This window comes from Bradyrhizobium sp. TM233, from assembly GCF_036247965.1.
In the GTDB taxonomy this organism is placed as follows: domain Bacteria; phylum Pseudomonadota; class Alphaproteobacteria; order Rhizobiales; family Xanthobacteraceae; genus Bradyrhizobium; species Bradyrhizobium ottawaense.
Window position 1 is genome coordinate 598,343 of sequence record NZ_BTIG01000003.1, and the last position, 16,377, is coordinate 614,719.

Annotated in this window: 16 protein-coding genes; 8 read left to right on the forward strand and 8 right to left on the reverse strand. The window is 65.2% G+C overall.

Going from position 1 to position 16,377, the window contains the following annotated elements; all coding sequences use genetic code 11:
* Positions 1–98: 98 nt before the first annotated feature.
* From AABA86_RS09950 to rfaD, 3 genes are read right to left on the reverse strand one after another with little or no spacing between them, the layout of a single operon-like run.
* Positions 99–1,385: an O-antigen ligase family protein gene (locus tag AABA86_RS09950; RefSeq protein WP_338306580.1), complete on the reverse strand. Its 1,287-nt coding sequence runs from the start codon at positions 1,383–1,385 to the stop codon at positions 99–101.
* Entirely contained in the window at positions 1,382–2,866 is a 1,485-nt protein-coding gene (rfaE1, locus tag AABA86_RS09955; RefSeq protein ID WP_338306581.1) for a D-glycero-beta-D-manno-heptose-7-phosphate kinase, read from the reverse strand. Before rfaE1 ends, AABA86_RS09950 begins: the two co-directional genes overlap by 4 nt.
* 28 nt (positions 2,867–2,894) lie before the next feature.
* Complete coding sequence (gene rfaD / locus AABA86_RS09960; RefSeq protein ID WP_338306582.1) at positions 2,895–3,875, reverse strand: ADP-glyceromanno-heptose 6-epimerase; 981 nt, start codon at positions 3,873–3,875, stop codon at positions 2,895–2,897.
* 158 nt (positions 3,876–4,033) lie between these two features.
* On the opposite strand from rfaD, the gene waaF reads away from it, so the two are divergent.
* Positions 4,034–5,119 (forward strand): lipopolysaccharide heptosyltransferase II, encoded by a 1,086-nt coding sequence (gene waaF / locus AABA86_RS09965; protein ID WP_338306583.1) that lies wholly within the window; start codon positions 4,034–4,036, stop codon positions 5,117–5,119.
* A gap of 335 nt (positions 5,120–5,454) precedes the next feature.
* Here waaF and AABA86_RS09970 read toward each other — a convergent pair whose 3' ends face one another.
* The gene (locus AABA86_RS09970; RefSeq protein WP_338306584.1) at positions 5,455–6,492 is read right to left on the reverse strand and encodes a glycosyltransferase family 4 protein; all 1,038 of its coding nucleotides are present in this window, start codon (positions 6,490–6,492) and stop codon (positions 5,455–5,457) included.
* Positions 6,493–6,618: 126 nt separating this feature from the next.
* Between AABA86_RS09970 and galE the strand changes: the two genes are divergently transcribed.
* The 3 genes from galE (at position 6,619) to AABA86_RS09985 (ending at position 10,288) form a co-directional block, all read left to right on the forward strand.
* On the forward strand, positions 6,619–7,632 hold the full coding sequence (galE, locus tag AABA86_RS09975) for a UDP-glucose 4-epimerase GalE (RefSeq protein WP_338306585.1): 1,014 nt from the start codon (positions 6,619–6,621) through the stop codon (positions 7,630–7,632).
* 118 nt (positions 7,633–7,750) lie between these two features.
* Positions 7,751–9,553, forward strand: a complete 1,803-nt coding sequence (locus AABA86_RS09980; protein WP_338306586.1) for an ABC transporter ATP-binding protein — start codon at positions 7,751–7,753, stop codon at positions 9,551–9,553.
* A 33-nt stretch (positions 9,554–9,586) separates the two neighbouring features.
* Complete coding sequence (locus tag AABA86_RS09985) at positions 9,587–10,288, forward strand: fumarylacetoacetate hydrolase family protein (protein ID WP_212250608.1); 702 nt, start codon at positions 9,587–9,589, stop codon at positions 10,286–10,288.
* Positions 10,289–10,354: 66 nt separating this feature from the next.
* On the opposite strand, the gene AABA86_RS09990 is transcribed toward AABA86_RS09985, so the two are convergent.
* Entirely contained in the window at positions 10,355–10,813 is a 459-nt protein-coding gene (locus tag AABA86_RS09990; RefSeq protein WP_338306733.1) for a YybH family protein, read from the reverse strand.
* A gap of 137 nt (positions 10,814–10,950) precedes the next feature.
* Between AABA86_RS09990 and AABA86_RS09995 the strand changes: the two genes are divergently transcribed.
* On the forward strand, positions 10,951–11,493 hold the full coding sequence (locus AABA86_RS09995) for a Spy/CpxP family protein refolding chaperone (RefSeq protein WP_338306587.1): 543 nt from the start codon (positions 10,951–10,953) through the stop codon (positions 11,491–11,493).
* Between the two features lie 143 nt (positions 11,494–11,636).
* Here the strand turns inward: AABA86_RS09995 and AABA86_RS10000 are convergent, their stop codons facing one another.
* From AABA86_RS10000 to AABA86_RS10010, 3 genes are all read right to left on the reverse strand, one after another.
* A complete protein-coding gene (locus AABA86_RS10000) occupies positions 11,637–12,566 on the reverse strand; it encodes an aspartyl/asparaginyl beta-hydroxylase domain-containing protein (RefSeq protein ID WP_212250611.1) in 930 nt (309 codons plus the stop codon).
* 129 nt (positions 12,567–12,695) lie between these two features.
* The gene (locus AABA86_RS10005; protein ID WP_212250613.1) at positions 12,696–12,851 is read right to left on the reverse strand and encodes a hypothetical protein; all 156 of its coding nucleotides are present in this window, start codon (positions 12,849–12,851) and stop codon (positions 12,696–12,698) included.
* 142 nt (positions 12,852–12,993) lie between these two features.
* Positions 12,994–13,917 (reverse strand): LysR family transcriptional regulator, encoded by a 924-nt coding sequence (locus AABA86_RS10010; RefSeq protein ID WP_338306588.1) that lies wholly within the window; start codon positions 13,915–13,917, stop codon positions 12,994–12,996.
* Between the two features lie 215 nt (positions 13,918–14,132).
* Here AABA86_RS10010 and AABA86_RS10015 point away from each other — a divergent pair, with 215 nt between their 5' ends.
* Genes AABA86_RS10015 through AABA86_RS10025 form a run of 3 tightly spaced genes read left to right on the forward strand, consistent with a single transcriptional unit; the run spans position 14,133 to position 16,368 of the window.
* Positions 14,133–14,843 carry an SDR family NAD(P)-dependent oxidoreductase gene (locus AABA86_RS10015; protein ID WP_212250617.1) on the forward strand — a complete coding sequence of 237 codons (711 nt, stop codon included), beginning with the start codon at positions 14,133–14,135 and terminating at the stop codon, positions 14,841–14,843.
* A 19-nt stretch (positions 14,844–14,862) separates the two neighbouring features.
* A complete protein-coding gene (locus tag AABA86_RS10020; protein ID WP_338306589.1) occupies positions 14,863–15,096 on the forward strand; it encodes a tautomerase family protein in 234 nt (77 codons plus the stop codon).
* Between the two features lie 30 nt (positions 15,097–15,126).
* Entirely contained in the window at positions 15,127–16,368 is a 1,242-nt protein-coding gene (locus AABA86_RS10025) for a YbfB/YjiJ family MFS transporter (RefSeq protein WP_445083455.1), read from the forward strand.
* Positions 16,369–16,377: the final 9 nt, after the last annotated feature.

Sequence of the window (16,377 nt, forward strand, 5' to 3'; positions counted from 1 at the left end):
GACAGGACTTGCCAGCACAAGACTTCCCAGCACGGGACTTCCCAGCACAGGACTTGCCCGCAAGACTTACCCGCAACATTTGCCGGACGGGCGGCCTTTCAGGAACCGGCTTCCCCCGTCTTCGCCTCGGCCTGTTGCGCCCGGATCACCATGCCGCCGGCAACGCCGACGCCGATGACGTACATCCAGCCCTCGTGGAAGTCGAACAGATGGGAGTTGAACAGCGAGGTGAAGACGTTCTGCACCACCACCAGGAGCCCGATCCAGTTGGCGAGGCCGTCGCCGCGAAACAGCCGCAAGTGCAGGATCCAGATCGCGTAGAGAACGGCGATGCCGATCACGCCCCATTGCACGGCAACGTTGAGCGTCTGGTTATGCGGGTTGCCGATCACCTCGGCGGAGGCCTGGTACAGTCCGCCGGGCGTCGCGACGCGTTCGAACAATCCGCGCGTCGAGCCGGTGCCGTGCCCCTTGATCGGCGCCTCCGCGAAGAAGCCAAGCGACTTCCGCCAGAATTCGAGGCGCAGGCCGAGCGAGGTCGGCTCGCCCTTTTCCACATAACGCGTGTAGTCGTCGGAAAACCTCTCGGCGGTATGGCGCAAATGCGGCGAGGCCTGCCAGGCAAGAACGGCGCCGACGAGCAAAGCGGCGGAGATGAGCCCGATGCTACGCCATTTGAGATGAAGCAGCGCGAACACACCGAACATGATCGGAACGGTGACCAGCGCGGTGCGTGACACCACCACGAAGGTCATGTTGACGAAGAAGCTCAGCGCCAGCGCCGTCAGCAGCCCGGCGAACCAGTATCGCTTCTCGCGCAGCAGCAGCACGATCGGATAGGCGAGCGCGACCGCGCAAAGCGCGAATTCCTGACTCTGGTCGATGTAATTCTTGACGAAGATGCCACGCTCGGCCGGATCGTTCTTGAGCGCGAGGTTCGGGTAGAAGGCGACCAGCCAGGACATCACCGACAACAGGGCGCAGGACACCAGGAAGGCGATGAAGATCCAGCGGCCGCGCGGCGAGCGCTCGAAATGATAGAGCAGGACCGGCAGCACCAGCAGCTTGACGGTCGGATTGACCGCATAGAAGCGGGCGCCCCAGGTCGCGTCCGACCACAGTGTCCCCACCAGCGCGAGCAGGACCAGCGCGATCGGCGCAATGCAGATCGGACGCTTCAGGGATTGCAGGAACGCACGGACGTCGAGGAACGGCACCATGCAGAGCAGCATCAGTGCGTTGAAGATCCCCGCCAGCGAGGTCGACCAGGGCAGCGAGGCCGCGGTCAGCACCGCAAATATATCGACGGTCTCGCGCCAGGCGGCCGGGCTGCGCAGGCGGCGCAGCAGCATTTCGCCGGTCGTCTCGCGTGCCAACGCCGTCACTTGCCCCCTCCCCGCGCGCGATGCACCAGCGCCGTGGTGCTGAAGCCCTGGAGGATGTCGACAAGCACGACCGTGCCGCCGGCTTCCTCGACGACCTCATGGCCGACCACCTGCTCGCGGGTATAGTCGCCGCCCTTCACCAGCACGCCGGGCTTGATCCGGGTGATCAGGTCGATCGGCGTGTCCTCATCGAAGATGACGACGAGATCGACGGCCTCGAGCGCGGCGAGCACCTCGGCACGCGCGCGCTCGTCCTGGACCGGCCGCTCGGCGCCCTTGAGCCGCCGCACTGACGCGTCGCTGTTGAGGCCCACGATCAGGCGGTCGCAGGCGGCGCGCGCCGCGGTCAGCACCTTGACGTGGCCGGGATGCAGGATGTCGAAGCAGCCATTGGTGAAGCCGACGCGCTGGCCCTGCCTTTTCCATTCGGCGAGCTGCGCCTCGAGTGCGGCCGGCTCGAGCACGATCTTCTCCTCGGCGGCGAGCGTGGCATGCGGCAGGATCTTCCGGCGCAGCTCGGCCGCACTCACGCTGGCAGTGCCTTGCTTGCCGACGGCGACGGCGGCAGCGGCATTGGCGATGCGCAGCGCCGTGTCCCAGTCCGCGCCTGTCGCAAGCGACACCGCGAGCGCGGCGGCGACGGTGTCACCGGCGCCGGAGACGTCGCGCACTTTGACCGGAAAGGCCGGAACGTGAACCGCCGAGCCGTTGCGCGGCACCAGGGTCATGCCATGCTCGCCCTGGGTGACCAGGATCGCCTCGCAATCGGCGAGCCGCATCACGTCCTCGCTGGCCTCGACGATGCTCTGCACCGTCTCGGCGCGGCTGCGGGTGGCTTCAGAGAATTCCTTGCGGTTGGGCGTCAGCAGCGTGGCGCCGCGATAGATCGCCCAGTTCAGGCTCTTGGGATCGACGATCACGGGCTTGCCGAGCTTTCGCGCGGCGTCGATGGTGTGGCGGATGACGCGCGCCGTCAGCACGCCCTTGGCGTAGTCCGAGAGCAGCACGATGTCGGCGCGCGCGATCTGCGGCAGGATCGCCTCGATCAGCTTCGTCTCGATGCCATCGGAAGCAGGCGCCGCCTGCTCCCAATCCGCGCGCAGCATGTGCGTGGAAAAATGCTCGGAGACGAAGCGGACTTTTCGCGTGGTCGGACGCGAGGGATCACACACCAGCACGTTTTCGATTGCAGCGTGCTCATCCAGCGCCACCTTGAGCCGTGCACCGGCATCGTCCTCGCCGACGAGCCCGACGAAGATGCAGCGCGCGCCGAGAGAAGCGACGTTGCGCGCGACGTTGCCGGCGCCACCGATATGGATTTCGCTGCGCTGCGCCGCGATGACGGGCGCCGGCGCTTCCGGCGAGATCCGCGACACCTCGCCATAGACGAACTCGTCCAGCATGATGTCGCCGATGCACAGTACCGTGCGGCCCGAGATGGCCTGCGCGAGGGCGTCAAAGTCGAGAATGGACGTCGGCATTGTCCTGGAGCCTCAGATCCCTGGAGCCTCAGCGGAAGCGGTCGGGCCGGTCGAGGTAATCCCCGACATAGGCCTTCACCGCGTCCTCGAGCGTCGTGAAGCCGCCGTTATAGCCGGCGCGGTGGAGACGATCGACCTCGCTCTGGGTGAAATACTGGTAGCTATCGCGGATCTGCTCGGGCATGTCGATGTACTCGATGTTGGGCCTGGCGCCGAGCGCCGCATAGGCAGCCAACATCAGATCCCTGAAGCTGCGCGCCTTGCCGGTTCCGACATTGAAGATGCCGGACACCAACGGCGTCGCCAGCAGCCACGTCACGACACGCACGACGTCGTCGACATAGATGAAATCGCGGCGCTGATCGCCGTCGGCGATGCCCTCGCGATGCGACTTGAACAATTGCACGACGCGGCCGGCCTTGACGTCGTCGAAGCGGCGCGCCAGCACGCTCATCATCGAGCCCTTGTGGTATTCGTTGGGGCCGAACACGTTGAAGAATTTCAGACCCGCCCATTGCGGCGGGAGCTTCTCGCCGCGCGCGGCACGTTCGGCGACCGCGAGATCGAACATGTGCTTGCTCCAGCCGTAGAGATTCATCGGCCGCAGTTTCTTCAGCGCCGGCAGCGAGTCGTCGTCGTCAAAACCCGCCTCGCCGTCGCCATAAGTCGCCGCCGAGGAGGCGTAGATGAACGGCACCGCGTTCATCGTGCACCAGTCCAAGAGGCGCATCGACAAGCGGAAATTGGTCTCGAACACGAGGTCGCCGTCGGTCGCAGTGGTCGCGGAAATCGCCCCGAGATGGATCACGGCATCGAGCTTGCGACCCTTCAGCCAGTCCATCAGCTCGGCGGGCGGGACGACATCCACAAGCTGGCGCTTGGCGAGGTTCCGCCACTTGCCCTCGTTACCCAGGAAATCGCAAACCACGACGTCGCTGCGGCCCGCGTCATTGAGCGCAGCCACGACATTCGACCCGATAAAACCGGCCCCGCCGGTCACCAGCAACATTCCGAAATCCCTGCCCGATCTTTGCGGCCCGGCCCTGCCGTAGCGCATGAGCCGCCAAAGTGTAAGCGGTTTTGGGATTGAGCGGTCTGCCCGCTTTACCTGCCGGCCCGGAGCGGCTACCGAACCGCCACAATCAGATTGCCCGGCCCCATCAACGAATGAACAAAGATTCGCAACTTAGCGGAGCTGCAGATCGGAGCGACACCCGCCCGATTCTGATTATTCCCTACATGTGGATCGGCGATTTCGTCCGGAATCACACTGTCGTCCGGGTCCTGAAGGAGCGCTGGCCGAGCCGGCCGGTCGATCTCCTCACCACCTCCCTGTGCGCCCCGCTGGTCGATTACATGCCCGGCGTGCGCGAGGGAATCGTCTGGGACCTGCCGCGCGGCCGCCTGGCCGTCGCCCGCCAGTTCGCCCTGGGGAAGCTGCTGCGCGAGCGGAACTACGGCACGGCCCTGGTGCTGCCCCGAACCTGGAAGGCGGCCATTGCGCCCGCCCTCGCCGGTATCCCTGAACGGATCGGCTTCGTCGGCGAATTCCGGTTCGGCCTGCTCAACCGCTGGCGCTGGGGCGAGAAGAAGCTGCCGCGCTTCATCGACAAGAACGCCGCCCTGGCCCAGCCCGACGGCGCCCCGCTGCCGGTGGAATGGCCGGTGCCGCAATTGCGGGTCCCGGCCGAGGACATCGTCCGCTGGCGCCAGGCCAACGGCCTCAGTGCCGGCGCCGCGGTGGCGCTCGCCCCCGGCTCGGTCGGCGCCTCAAAGCGATGGACCTACTATCCGGAGGCCGCCCGGCTGCTGGTCGAGCGCGGGCTGGAGGTCTGGGTGGTCGGCGGCCCCGCGGAAAAGGGCCTAGCCCAGGAGATCGTCGCGGCGGGCGGCTCGGGGACCGCTGGCGGCCCGGGGGTCCGCGACCTCACCGGCAACGATTTGCGCAACGGCGTGCTGGCGATGGCGGCGGCCGGCGTCGCCATCTCCAACGATTCCGGCCTGATGCACATCGCAGCAGCGCTGGGCACGCCCACCATGGGCATCTTCGGCCCGACCAGCCCCTATCTCTGGGCGCCGCTGAATGGCCTTGCCGCGACCGTGGTGCAGGACAAGGAAAAGCTGTCCTGCCAGCCCTGCCAGAGCACGATCTGCAAGATGAACGATCATCGCTGCATGCGGAATATCGCAGCGAGCGAGGTAGTGGGGATTGCGGAGAGGGTGCTGGGTGAAGCTGCGCGGGCGGGGGACTAGCCGTCGCCCGCGGGCGCGGCCCGCATCGTCGCAAGAGAGCGGCCGATGAGGCCAAGCCTGTGCACGCGCCAGCTCATAGGGAGCTGTCAGAGCACCGACTGGAATGTTCCATTCCTTGCTGATGGCCCGGATCATTTCCAGCGTCAGGGGACGGACGCGATTCAAAATTTCAGACGCCCGGATCAATTCAAATTCCCAAAACGGGAACTAAACTTTCGCCTGCCGACGCGTCAAATGAGATTCGTAAAATCCCGCAATTCGCCACACAGGCCTCCAAGCCATTGATTCTGCTCGTATCGCCTACTGTGCATGGGGTTGTTTTCGCAAATTTTGTCTCACAGCAGGGGTCGATAGACCTCCCCGATCCGCGCCGCTTCCGCGTCGAGGCTGAACTTTGCCAGCACCCGTGCCCGCCCCCGCTCGCCCATCACTGTGGCAGCATCCACATCGCGCATCAGCGGCTCCAGCGCCGCGGCCAGCGCATCCGCATCACCCGTCGGGATCAGCACGCCGCTCACACCATCCTCGACCACGAGCTCGGCTGCACCGGCGCGTGCGGCGACGAGCGCGCTGCCGGCCGCCATCGCCTCGATCAGCGTCAGCCCAAAACCCTCATTGCGCGAGGTGAAGGCGTAGATCGTCAGCCGCTGATACCAGCGCTGCACCGCTTCGATCGGCAGCTCGCCGGTGATGACGATGCGCGATTGCAGGCCGGCCGCTTCGATCCGCTTTTTCAGGTCATTGGCAAAAGACGTCTGCTCGGCCGTGACCTGGCCGACGATCACGGCGGTGAAATCGGGATAGCGCGGCAGCAGGCGGCACATCGCATCGACGAACACATCGGTGCCCTTCTGCGCACGCACGCGGCCGAAGCAGCCGATGGCGTAGCGGCCCGGCAGTGCGGCCTCCGCGAACGCCGCAGCGCGGTCCTGCGGCGGCGCATAGACGTCGGTGTCGACGCCATGCGGGATCACGGTCGCCTTCACCTTCAGGAACGAGGCCGAAAGATCTGACGTCGCGATGATCGCGTCCATGCGCCGGATCAGCCAGCGCGTGATCCAGCTATGATGCCGCTGCGCCGCCGAGGTGAAGACGAGCTTCAACGGCCAGCCGAGCGCGCGCAGCGCGACGCCCGCGATCATCTCGTTGTTGCGCCGCGCATGCCAGATCAGCGGCGCCTTGCGGCGCCATAGCTTGAGGAAATCCGCACCGCTCAGCCGCGCGATCCCCGCGGGCGCATCAGATCCGAACCACGCCGCGCGATACAGTCTGGCCAGCCGCGGCGCCACCATCCGGTTGGTCGCGGTGACCCCGGAATAGCGCCTGTGCAGATTTGGCACGATCACTTCGAGATCGCCGGGAAAATTCGCCACGTCATGCTCCGTTTCGCAAAGTCCCTATACGCAACATTAAGCATAGTGACCAGTTCAGCCGCGCCGAAACCCCCTCTTCACCGCGCAAACGTTAACTTGGCGCGTTGATCGAAGACGGGTGAGATCATGACTGTGCTTGTCACCGGCGGCGCCGGCTATATCGGAAGTCACACGGTCCTCGCGCTGGCGGAAGCCGGCGAGGACGTCGTCGTGATCGACGATCTCTCGACCGGTTTCTCCGCGTATCTGCCCGAGGGCGTGCCGCTGTTCATCGGCGATGCCGGCGACGAGAACCTGCTCGAAGGCGTGATCGCGCAGCACAACGTCGAGAGCATCATTCATTTCGCCGGCTCCGTCGTCGTGCCGGATTCGATGCGCGATCCGCTCGGCTACTACCGCAACAATTTCACGACGGCGCGCAACCTGCTCAATGTCGCCGTCAAGCGCGGCATCGGCCGCTTCATCTTCTCCTCGACCGCCGCCGTCTACGGCAATCCGGACCAGGTGCCGGTGCCCGAGCACGCGCCGACGCGGCCGCTGTCGCCCTATGGCTCGTCGAAGCTGATGACCGAGATCATGCTCCACGACGTCGCCGCCGCCTACGGCATGCAGTACGTGACCCTGCGCTATTTCAACGTCGCCGGCGCCGATCCGCAGGCGCGCATCGGGCTTGCCACCGTCGGCGCCACGCATCTGCTCAAGATCGCGGTCGAGGCCGCGACCGGCCAGCGCGCCAAGATCGACGTGTTCGGCACCGACTATCCGACCCCCGACGGCAGCTGCATCCGCGACTTCATCCACGTCACGGACCTCTCGCAGGCGCATCGTTCGGCGCTGGCCTATTTGCGCAACGGCGGCGCCTCAACGACGCTCAATTGCGGCTATGGCCGCGGCTATTCGGTGCTGGAGACGATCGACGCGGTGCGCCGGGTGTCGGGCCGCAGCTTCGCCGTGCAATACGCCCCGCGCCGGCCCGGCGACATCATGACCATGGTCGCCGACACCAGCCGCATCCGCGGCCTGCTCGACTGGAAGCCGCAATACGACGACCTCGAGACCATCGCGGCCCACGCTTTGGCGTGGGAGGACAAGCTGTTCCACGAGCGCCACGGCGAGCTCCGTCACGCCGCCTCGGCCTAGATTCCATCTGAGCGCAAGCCCTTAATTGGGCTTGAAAAACCCCGCTTGAGCGGGCACAGAGGCCACTCGATCCCTGACGCGCGGGCAGGCTTTGTCCTGCGCCGTCAATGGACACCGGATGGCCCAGTTTCCAAAGAAAATCACCGACGATCCCTATGCGGCAGCGGTCCTGATTCGCCGCCTCGTCACGGAACAGGGGGTCGTCTACTGGCGGCGCTACCTCGTCGCCTTCGCGCTGATGGCGGTCGCCGCGGGCGCAACGGCAGGCGCGACCTATGTGCTCGGCCAGGTCATCAACCAGGCCTATGTCGACAAGAACATCCCGGGCATCGCGATGTTTTCCGGGATCACGGTGATCCTGCTGTTCATCAAGGGCGTGGCGACCTACGGCCACATGGTGATCCTGACCAAGATCAGCAACGCCATCCTCGCCACCAACCAGCGCCAGCTGTTCGCAAAATTGATGCGCGAGAGCGTCGGCTTCTTCTCCGAGCGGCATTCGTCCGAATTTCTGGCGCGGCTGACGGCCGGCGCCAAGTCGATTACGGACGTGCTCAACATGCTGGTCAACGCCGTCGGGCGCGACCTCATGATGCTGCTCGCCATGATCGGCGTGATGGTGTGGCAGGACCCGGTGATGTCGTTCATCGGCCTCGTCGTGGTGCCGCCGGCGATGCTGGTGCTGCGCAAGCTGGTCAAGCGCATCAAGGGCCTCGCCTACAACCAGTTCACCGGAACCGCCGACATCATGGAGACCATGCAGGAATCGCTGCAAGGCATCCGCACGGTGAAGGCGTTCACGCTCGAAGACACGATGCAGAAGCGCATCGACGAGAATATCGCCATCGTCGAGCGCAACGCCAACAAGATGGCGCGCGTCGCCAACCGCTCCAACCCACTGATGGAAATGCTCGGCGGCTTCGCGGTCGCCGGCTGCCTGCTCTATGGCGGCTACAGCGTGGTCGCGCTCAACGCCACGCCGGGCGCGTTCTTCTCCTTCATGACCGCGTTCCTGATGGCGACCGAGCCCGCCAAGCGGCTGGCGCGGCTCAACATCGACTTGAACAGCCAGCTCGTCGGCGCGCGCATGCTGCTCGAAGTGGTGGACAGCCCGGCGAGCGAGCACTCCGACGACGACAAGCCGGCGCTGAAGCTCTCCGACGCCCGGATCGAGCTGCGCGATGTCAGCTTCTCCTATCGCGCCAATGAGACCGTGCTCAACCGCATGAGCTTCGTCGCCGAGCCCGGCAAAGTCACCGCGCTGGTCGGGCCCTCCGGCGGCGGCAAGTCGACCGTGCTGGCGCTGCTGCTGCGCTTCTATGAGGTGACGCAAGGCGACATCGTGATCGACGGCCAGTCGATCGGCGCAATCTCACGCAAATCGCTGCGGGCGCAGACCGCCTATGTCGGGCAGGACGTCTATCTGTTCCGCGACACCATCCGGAGCAACATCGCCTTCGGCCGGCCCGGCGCGAGCGCGGACGAGATCACCGAGGCGGCGAAGGCGGCTTGCGCGCATGATTTCATCATGGGCTTCCCGCTCGGCTACGACACGCCGGTCGGCGAGCACGGCACGCAGCTTTCAGGCGGCCAGCGCCAGCGCATCGCCGTGGCGCGCGCGCTGATCAAGAACGCACCGATCATCCTGCTTGATGAAGCCACCGCCGCGCTCGATTCCGAATCCGAGAGGCAGGTGCAGGAAGCGATCGAGCATCTCTGCCACAACCGCACCACCATCGTGATCGCGCATCGCCTGCACACCATCATGCACGCCGACAGCATCCTGGTAATCGAGGGCGGCGAAATCGTCGAGCAGGGCCGGCATGACGAGTTGCTCCGCCGCGGCGGCCGCTATGCCTCGTTCTTCCGCCTGCAACACCACGATGCCGGCGCTCTGGCGCCGATCAGCGCAACCGCATAGAATTTCCTTCACCTCAAGAGCAGCGAGACCCGCATGAACGCCGCCTCCTACGTCATCCCGCTTCCGCCCCAGGCTTCGCTTCCCGTCGTCGGCGAAAGCGGCCGCTATCCGGTGCGCCGCATCTGGTGCGTCGGCCGCAACTATCTCGAGCACATCCGCGAGATGGGCAATGACGAGCGTGCCCCGCCGTTCTTCTTCGCCAAGCACGCCGACATGCTGGTGCCCGACGGCGCCACCATTCCCTATCCGCCGCTGACCAAGGATTTGCATCACGAGGTCGAGCTGATCGTCGCGATGAAGAGCGGCGGCCTGAACATTCCCGCCGAGAAGGCGCTGGATCACGTCTACGGCTATGCCGTCGGCATCGACCTCACCCGCCGCGACCTCCAGATCGCCTCGCGCAAGAAGGAGCGCCCCTGGGAGATCGGCAAGTCGTTCGACGGCTCCGCTCCGTGCTCCGCGATCCAGCCGGCCTCGAAGATCGGTCATCCCGCCAAGGGCAAGATCTGGCTCACGGTCAACGGCAAGGAGGCCCAGAAGGGCGATCTCACCGAGCTGATCTGGAACGTGCCCGAGATCATCTGGCAGCTCTCGCAGCAGGTGAAGCTCGCCGCCGGCGACATCATCATGACGGGCACCCCGGCCGGCGTGTCGCAGCTCCAGCCCGGCGACAAGCTCGAATGCGGCGTCGACGGTGTCGGCACGCTGAAGGTGTCGATCGGCCAGCCCGAGTAAGCTGCGCCACATCCCGAAATCGAAAGGCCCCGGACGTGTCCGGGGCCTTTTCTATTCGGATCGCATCTACCAGGCCTTCACCGGCCGGTTGGCGTGGCTTGCCTGCGGCACACCGCGATTGAGCGACATGTGCGAATGCACACATAGCCAGCCATTGCCATCCCTCGAAAAGATCATGGTCGCTCGCCCGGGCCGCGCAAACGCGCTGCCATCGGGATGATAGCCCGTGCTCGTCCACGGCGCGATCACGGTTGCCATCGTGCCGTCGGGAGATGCCAGAATCGAGGTCTGGTCGACGACGAAACGGAAGTCGCTCGTCTTCGGCCAGACGTTGTCCCATTGCGTTGTGACCCATTGGTCGAGGCCAGGGATGACATCGTTATGCGTGCCGAAGGCAAGCACATCCGGATGGAAGAGCGGCCGCGCCGAGGCGTAGTCGACCTCGCGGACGTAGCCGGCGAAGGTCTCCAGCCACGCCAGGAAGAATTGCTTCGTCTCGCTGTCGGCGGTCGGCAAGAGGGCCATCACCTGCTCCATCTTCGGCACCTCGATCACGGCAAGCTTTGTTGCCATGGGAGAGACCTTCCAGCAAGATGTGGACCACGAGAGCCCCCCGGTGGAGATCGATCGACCAGCCGGCCTGATTTCATGGAGCCAGACTCATGAGACGCCTTCTCCTGCTTGCGGCCACGCTTGTGGTCACCTGCAACGCTGCCAGCGCGCAGTCCAGCAAACCCTATGCGGGCCTCGAGCAGCGTCCCGTCAAGGCGTTGTCGCACCAGCAGATCGACGATCTCCAGAGCGGACGCGGTATGGGCCTCGCGCTTGCCGCTGAGCTCAATGGATATCCCGGCCCCAGCCACGTTCTCGAGCTCGGTGATCGCCTCGAGCTGACCGCGGATCAGCGCGCCGAGATTCAGCACCTCTTCGATTCGATGAAGCAAGAGACGGTCCCGCTGGGCAACAAGCTCGTCGAGCAAGAGAGGGAGTTGGACAACCTGTTCTCCGCCCGCGCCGTGACGCCGGAGTCGCTCAAGGCAACCATCGTTGCCATTTCGGAAACGCAGGGCCGGCTCCGCGAGAGCCACCTCAAGTATCATTTATCGACCGCGGCCTTGCTCGATCAGAGCCAAATGCAACGATACGCAGAGCTGCGAGGCTACCAGCGCCCTGATAGCTCTGCAGGGCACAAACACCATCACTAGACGGTGCTGACAGCCTGCTTCGCTGCAATCCGCTAATCAGCGGAGCGCAATCCGCCAACGCATCGCGCCACATCACGTGGCGTCAATTGCCGATGCACCGAATGGTGGATTAGGCTTTCGCTAATCCACCCCACGCATCTACGTCACCACAACGCCGACAACACGATCAAGCCGAGGACCAGCGCGGTCAGCGAGTATTTCAGCGTGTAATAGACGTTGCGATTCCATGCCTTGACCTTTCGGCTGGCGAGATGGATCTCATAGAGCTTGCCGAACACCTTGTTGAGCATACCGACATTCTCGCCGTCGACGTTCTGGGTCGCCGACGCCTTGACGATGTGACGGCTGACCCAGCGGTTGACCGCGGTCATGAAGCCGTACTTCATCGGGCGCTCGACGTCGCAGAACAGGATGATGCGGTTGACGTCGGTCGCGTTCTCGGCGCTGTGGATGAAGGTCTCGTCGAACATGAAGGCCTCGCCGTCGCGCCAGACGCATTCGACGCCGTCGACCAGGATGCGGCACTTGCTGGAGTTCGGCGTGACCAGCCCGAGGTGGTAGCGCAGCGAGCCGGCGAAGGGATCGCGGTGCGCCCCTAACTTGCCGCCCGGCGGCAGCATCGCGAACATCGCGCCGTGCACGCTCGGGATCGCATTGAGCAGCTCCACCGTCTTCGGGCACAGCGTCCGCGCCGAGGGCAGGAAGTCGTCATACCATTTCAGGTAAAAGCGCTTCCAGCCGCTCTTGAAGAACGAGTAGAAGCCCCAGTCGTTGTTCTTCGCGGCCGCGCGGATGAAGCCTTCGTCGAACAGGCGCACGGCCTCGTCGCGGATCGTCTCCCAGTTCGCACTGAGCGGCTTCAACTCCGGAAATTGCTCGACCGGGATTACCGGCTTGTTCGGCACCGCCGAGCCCGCATACATCAGCACATTGTAGGGCGCGAGGTAGGTCGAGTGATCGCCGAGCTGGCGCGCAAAGCGCAGTCGCTGCTTGCCGCGGAAGTGAACGTAAATCGTCGAGGCCGCAAGCACATAAAGGACGACAAGTTGCGGTGCAAAAAGCTGCTTCAGCATACCCCCGTTCCCCAGAGACTTAGCTGAGGACGTCATCTACCTTGAGCCAGGCCGAGCGGCAATATATTCACCGCTGCGTTGCGGTCACACTGGCGAGAGCACAGGGATGGCCCGCCGAAACCCAGCCGCTCACGCCCGCGACAGCGCCTGCAGACCCTTGAAGGTCAAACGCTTGGGGTCGGTCACCCCGGCGAGATAGAGCTGGCGGATAAAGGCAACGACAGCGTTGCGGTCGCAATCGGTCAGCGCGACGAGGGCGTCGACCGCGATCTTCTGGGCTTCCATTGGGCTCACCTCGGCCTTGCGAGTAACCCCGGCCGAGACAGGCTAGGAGTCCGCGGTTAATCCGACGTTAACCGTTTGGACAGAGTGGCCGATTCACCCCGATGACCGAATACGCAAAACAACGCATTGGCGGCCGCGATGCTCAGCGTGCAGCGACGCTCTTCTTGAGCTGCGCAAAGTGCTTTTTCAGCCGCGGCACGGCAAAGTCGGTGAAGGCCCGCACCTTCGGCACGGAGAGCCGGCCCTGCGGGCAAATCAGGTGCGCCGGCATCTCCGGATCCTTCTCGCCGGCCAGAACGATCTCGAGCTCGCCGCGCGCAACCTGCTCGGCCACCTGGTACGAATACATCCGCGCGACGCCGCGGCCGGCAACGGCGGAGGCTACGGCCGCGTAGGTGCTGTTGACGATGAGACGCGGCGTGAACTGGACCGTACGCGGCACCGAGCCATCAGCCTGCGGCGCGAAGGTCCAGGAATTGGGCAGATGCGCCATCGCCACGATCTGATGCTTGGCGAGATCGCCGGGCTCATTGAGGCGGGGATGCTGCTTCAGATAGCGTGGGGCTGCCACGACCACACGGCTGATCTCGCCGACCCGCATTGCCACCATCGCCGAATCCGCGAGGGGACCGATGCGAAGCGCGATGTCGATGCCCTCCTCGATCAGATTGACCGCGCGATCGAACAGCAACAGCTTGGCTGACACCGTCGGACAGGCATCGAGAAACGCATCCAGAATCGGCCGCAACACCATCTCGCCCGACACCACGGGAGCGGTGATCGTGAGCAGGCCGCGCGGCGCCGAGCGCGGTCCGGCCGCGATGTCGTCGGCCTCCTCCAGCTCGGTGAGCACGCGGCGGCAGATCACGACATAGCGCTCCCCCTCCTCACTGAGCTTGATCGAGCGCGTCGTCCGATGCAGCAGCTCGGCGCCGACCCGATCCTCGAGAAAGGCGATGGCGCGGCTCACCGCCGCCGGCGAGCGGCCGAGCTTGCGGCCGGCGGCAGCCAAGCTGCCCTCGTCCACCGCAAGGACGAACACTTTCATCGCATCCAGACGATCCATGCCTACCCGCCGCCCCTTTCAGATTCCGGCCGCAGGCTAGGCGTTCCCCTCCGCGGCGACAACCGTCGCCAGGCGCCGACCCGGCATTCGTACGCGCCGCGAAAGAGTGTCTGCCGGACGGCGTGTCTTCGCGGCCGGGCTACCGCGGCGTACCTCATGACGCAAGCCAGCTGAGTGCTGGCGCAGGTTCTGAAGGTCAACAACAGGAGCCCGTCATGGGTATCGAGCAGAAAGTCGCCATCATCACCGGTGCTTCGCAGGGCATCGGCGCCGCCCTGGTCCAGGGTTTTCGCGATCGCAACTACCGCGTCGTCGCAACCGCACGCTCCATCAAGCCGTCGGGTGACGACGACGTCCTCGCCGTGGCGGGCGATATCGCCGACCGGAGCACCGCCGAGCGTGTGGTTTCGCAGGCCGTCGCCCGCTTCGGGCGCGTCGACACGCTGGTCAACAATGCCGGCATCTTTGTCGCAAAGCCGTTCACGCAGTACACGGCCGAGGATTACGCGGCGGTGATGGGCACCAACGTCGCGGGCTTCTTCCACATCACGCAGCTCGCCATCGCCGAGATGGAGAAGCAGGGTTCGGGTCACGTCGTCCAGATCACGACCACGCTGACCGATCAGGCCAATTCCAACGTCCCCTCGGTGCTGGCCTCGCTGAGCAAGGGAGGCCTGAACGCCGCGACCAAGTCGCTGGCGATCGAATACGCCAGGCGCGGCATTCGCGTGAACGCGGTCTCGCCAGGGATCATCAAGTCGCCGATGCACCCGGCCGCGACACATGCCCAGCTCAACGCACTGCACCCCGTGGGCCACATGGGCGAGATGTCCGACATCGTCGGTGCCGTCCTTTATCTCGAGGGCGCCTCCTTCGTCACCGGCGAGATCCTGCATGTCGACGGCGGCCAGAGCGCCGGCCACTGAGCGTGAGAGGAAGGCCACAATGCCCATCGTCACAATCCAGGTGACCCGCGAAGGAACGACGCCGCGAGCGGCGTCGCTCACCGCGGAGGAGAAAGCCGCGCTGATCAAGGGATCGAGCCAGCTGCTGCTCGACGTGCTCGGCAAGCCGCTCGATTCGACCTTCGTCGTGATCGAGGAAGTCGACACCGACAATTGGGGCTGGGGCGGCCTGCCCGTGCCGGAATTCCGGCGGCGCCGCGCCCAGACCGGATGATCCGCGCGCCATTGAGCGCAGGAGGATGACATGACCAACGCAGATATGAAGCAACAGGTCGAGACCCGGCTGCACCCGCAGCCGGGATCAAACTCAGGGTCAACGTCCCAAAGAACCTGGCGATATGCCGTGGCAGGATTGTCCGCATCACTGGTCGGCCTTGGCCTCGCCCGCTTTTCCTATACCCCGCTGATCCCGGCCCTGATCGCGGCAAAATGGTTCAGCGCATCAGACGTCGTCTATCTCGGTGCGGCGAACCTTGCCGGCTATCTCGCCGGCGCGCTCGCCGCGCGGGCTGTCGCTTCGCACATCGGCGCGGTCCCTGCGCTGCGAACGATGATGCTGCTGGCCACCCTCTCCTTGTTCGCCAGCTCATCGCCGGTATCGTTCACTTGGTTCTTCGCCTGGCGCTTTCTGTCAGGTCTCACCGGCGGCATCATCATGGTGCTGGCGGCTTCCGTCATTCTGCCTCACACCTCACCCGCACGGCGCGGCATCGTCGGCGGCGTGATCTTCGCCGGCGTCGGCCTCGGCGTCGCAGCATCGGGCACGCTGGTGCCTCTCTTGTTGCAACAGGGCCTGCGGCAGAGCTGGTATGGCCTCGGCGCGCTCTCGGCCGTCCTCACGTTCGCGAGCTGGTGGAACTGGCCTACTGACGCCAAGGGCAATGCGGCTCCTTCGCATCAGGCAAAGCCCCATCGAGCCTCGCCCGCCGCCCGTGCGCTGCTGGTCCAGTACGGTCTCAACGCGGTGGCGCTGGTGCCGCACATGGTTTTCATCGTCGACTTCGTGGCGCGCGGCCTTGGCCAGGGAATTGCCGCGGGATCGCACTACTGGGTGCTTTACGGCCTTGGCGCGATCGTCGGTCCGCTCGTCACCGGCCATCTCGGTGACCGGTCCGGGTTTGGACCGGCATTGCGCGCGGCCTTCCTGATCGAGGCGGCCGCTGTGCTGCTGCCGACCGTCAGCACCGCGCCGGTTTCGCTGATCGTATCGAGTGTTGTGGTCGGCGGCTTCACGCCGGGCATCGTGCCCCTGGTGCTCGGGCGCATCCACGAGCTCGTGCCACATTCGGCCGAACAACAGCGCGCGACCTGGAGCCACGCCACTACGAGCTTTGCGCTGTTCCAGGCGGCAGCGGCCTACGGGTTCTCGTGGATCTATGCGCAGACCGGTGGCGACTATCTGGTCCTGTTCGGACTCGGCGGTGCGGCGGTGGTGCTGGCACTGGCGATCGACCTTGGCCTCGCGCTCACTACGCGCAAGGCATAGATGCAGCCC

Bases quoted from the DNA above. Each gene is read 5' to 3' on its own strand.
- rfaE1 (WP_338306581.1), bottom strand. From the start codon at position 2,866: ATGCCGACGTCCATTCTCGACTTTGACGCCCTCGCGCAGGCCATCTCG.
- rfaD (WP_338306582.1), bottom strand. From the start codon at position 3,875: ATGTTGCTGGTGACCGGCGGGGCCGGTTTTATCGGGTCGAATGTCGTG.
- waaF (WP_338306583.1), top strand. From the start codon at position 4,034: ATGAACAAAGATTCGCAACTTAGCGGAGCTGCAGATCGGAGCGACACC.
- galE (WP_338306585.1), top strand. From the start codon at position 6,619: ATGACTGTGCTTGTCACCGGCGGCGCCGGCTATATCGGAAGTCACACG.
- AABA86_RS09980 (WP_338306586.1), top strand. From the start codon at position 7,751: ATGGCCCAGTTTCCAAAGAAAATCACCGACGATCCCTATGCGGCAGCG.
- AABA86_RS09985 (WP_212250608.1), top strand. From the start codon at position 9,587: ATGAACGCCGCCTCCTACGTCATCCCGCTTCCGCCCCAGGCTTCGCTT.
- AABA86_RS09990 (WP_338306733.1), bottom strand. From the start codon at position 10,813: ATGGCCCTCTTGCCGACCGCCGACAGCGAGACGAAGCAATTCTTCCTG.
- AABA86_RS09995 (WP_338306587.1), top strand. From the start codon at position 10,951: ATGAGACGCCTTCTCCTGCTTGCGGCCACGCTTGTGGTCACCTGCAAC.
- AABA86_RS10000 (WP_212250611.1), bottom strand. From the start codon at position 12,566: ATGCTGAAGCAGCTTTTTGCACCGCAACTTGTCGTCCTTTATGTGCTT.
- AABA86_RS10005 (WP_212250613.1), bottom strand. From the start codon at position 12,851: ATGGAAGCCCAGAAGATCGCGGTCGACGCCCTCGTCGCGCTGACCGAT.
- AABA86_RS10010 (WP_338306588.1), bottom strand. From the start codon at position 13,917: ATGGATCGTCTGGATGCGATGAAAGTGTTCGTCCTTGCGGTGGACGAG.
- AABA86_RS10015 (WP_212250617.1), top strand. From the start codon at position 14,133: ATGGGTATCGAGCAGAAAGTCGCCATCATCACCGGTGCTTCGCAGGGC.
- AABA86_RS10020 (WP_338306589.1), top strand. From the start codon at position 14,863: ATGCCCATCGTCACAATCCAGGTGACCCGCGAAGGAACGACGCCGCGA.
- AABA86_RS10025 (WP_445083455.1), top strand. From the start codon at position 15,127: ATGACCAACGCAGATATGAAGCAACAGGTCGAGACCCGGCTGCACCCG.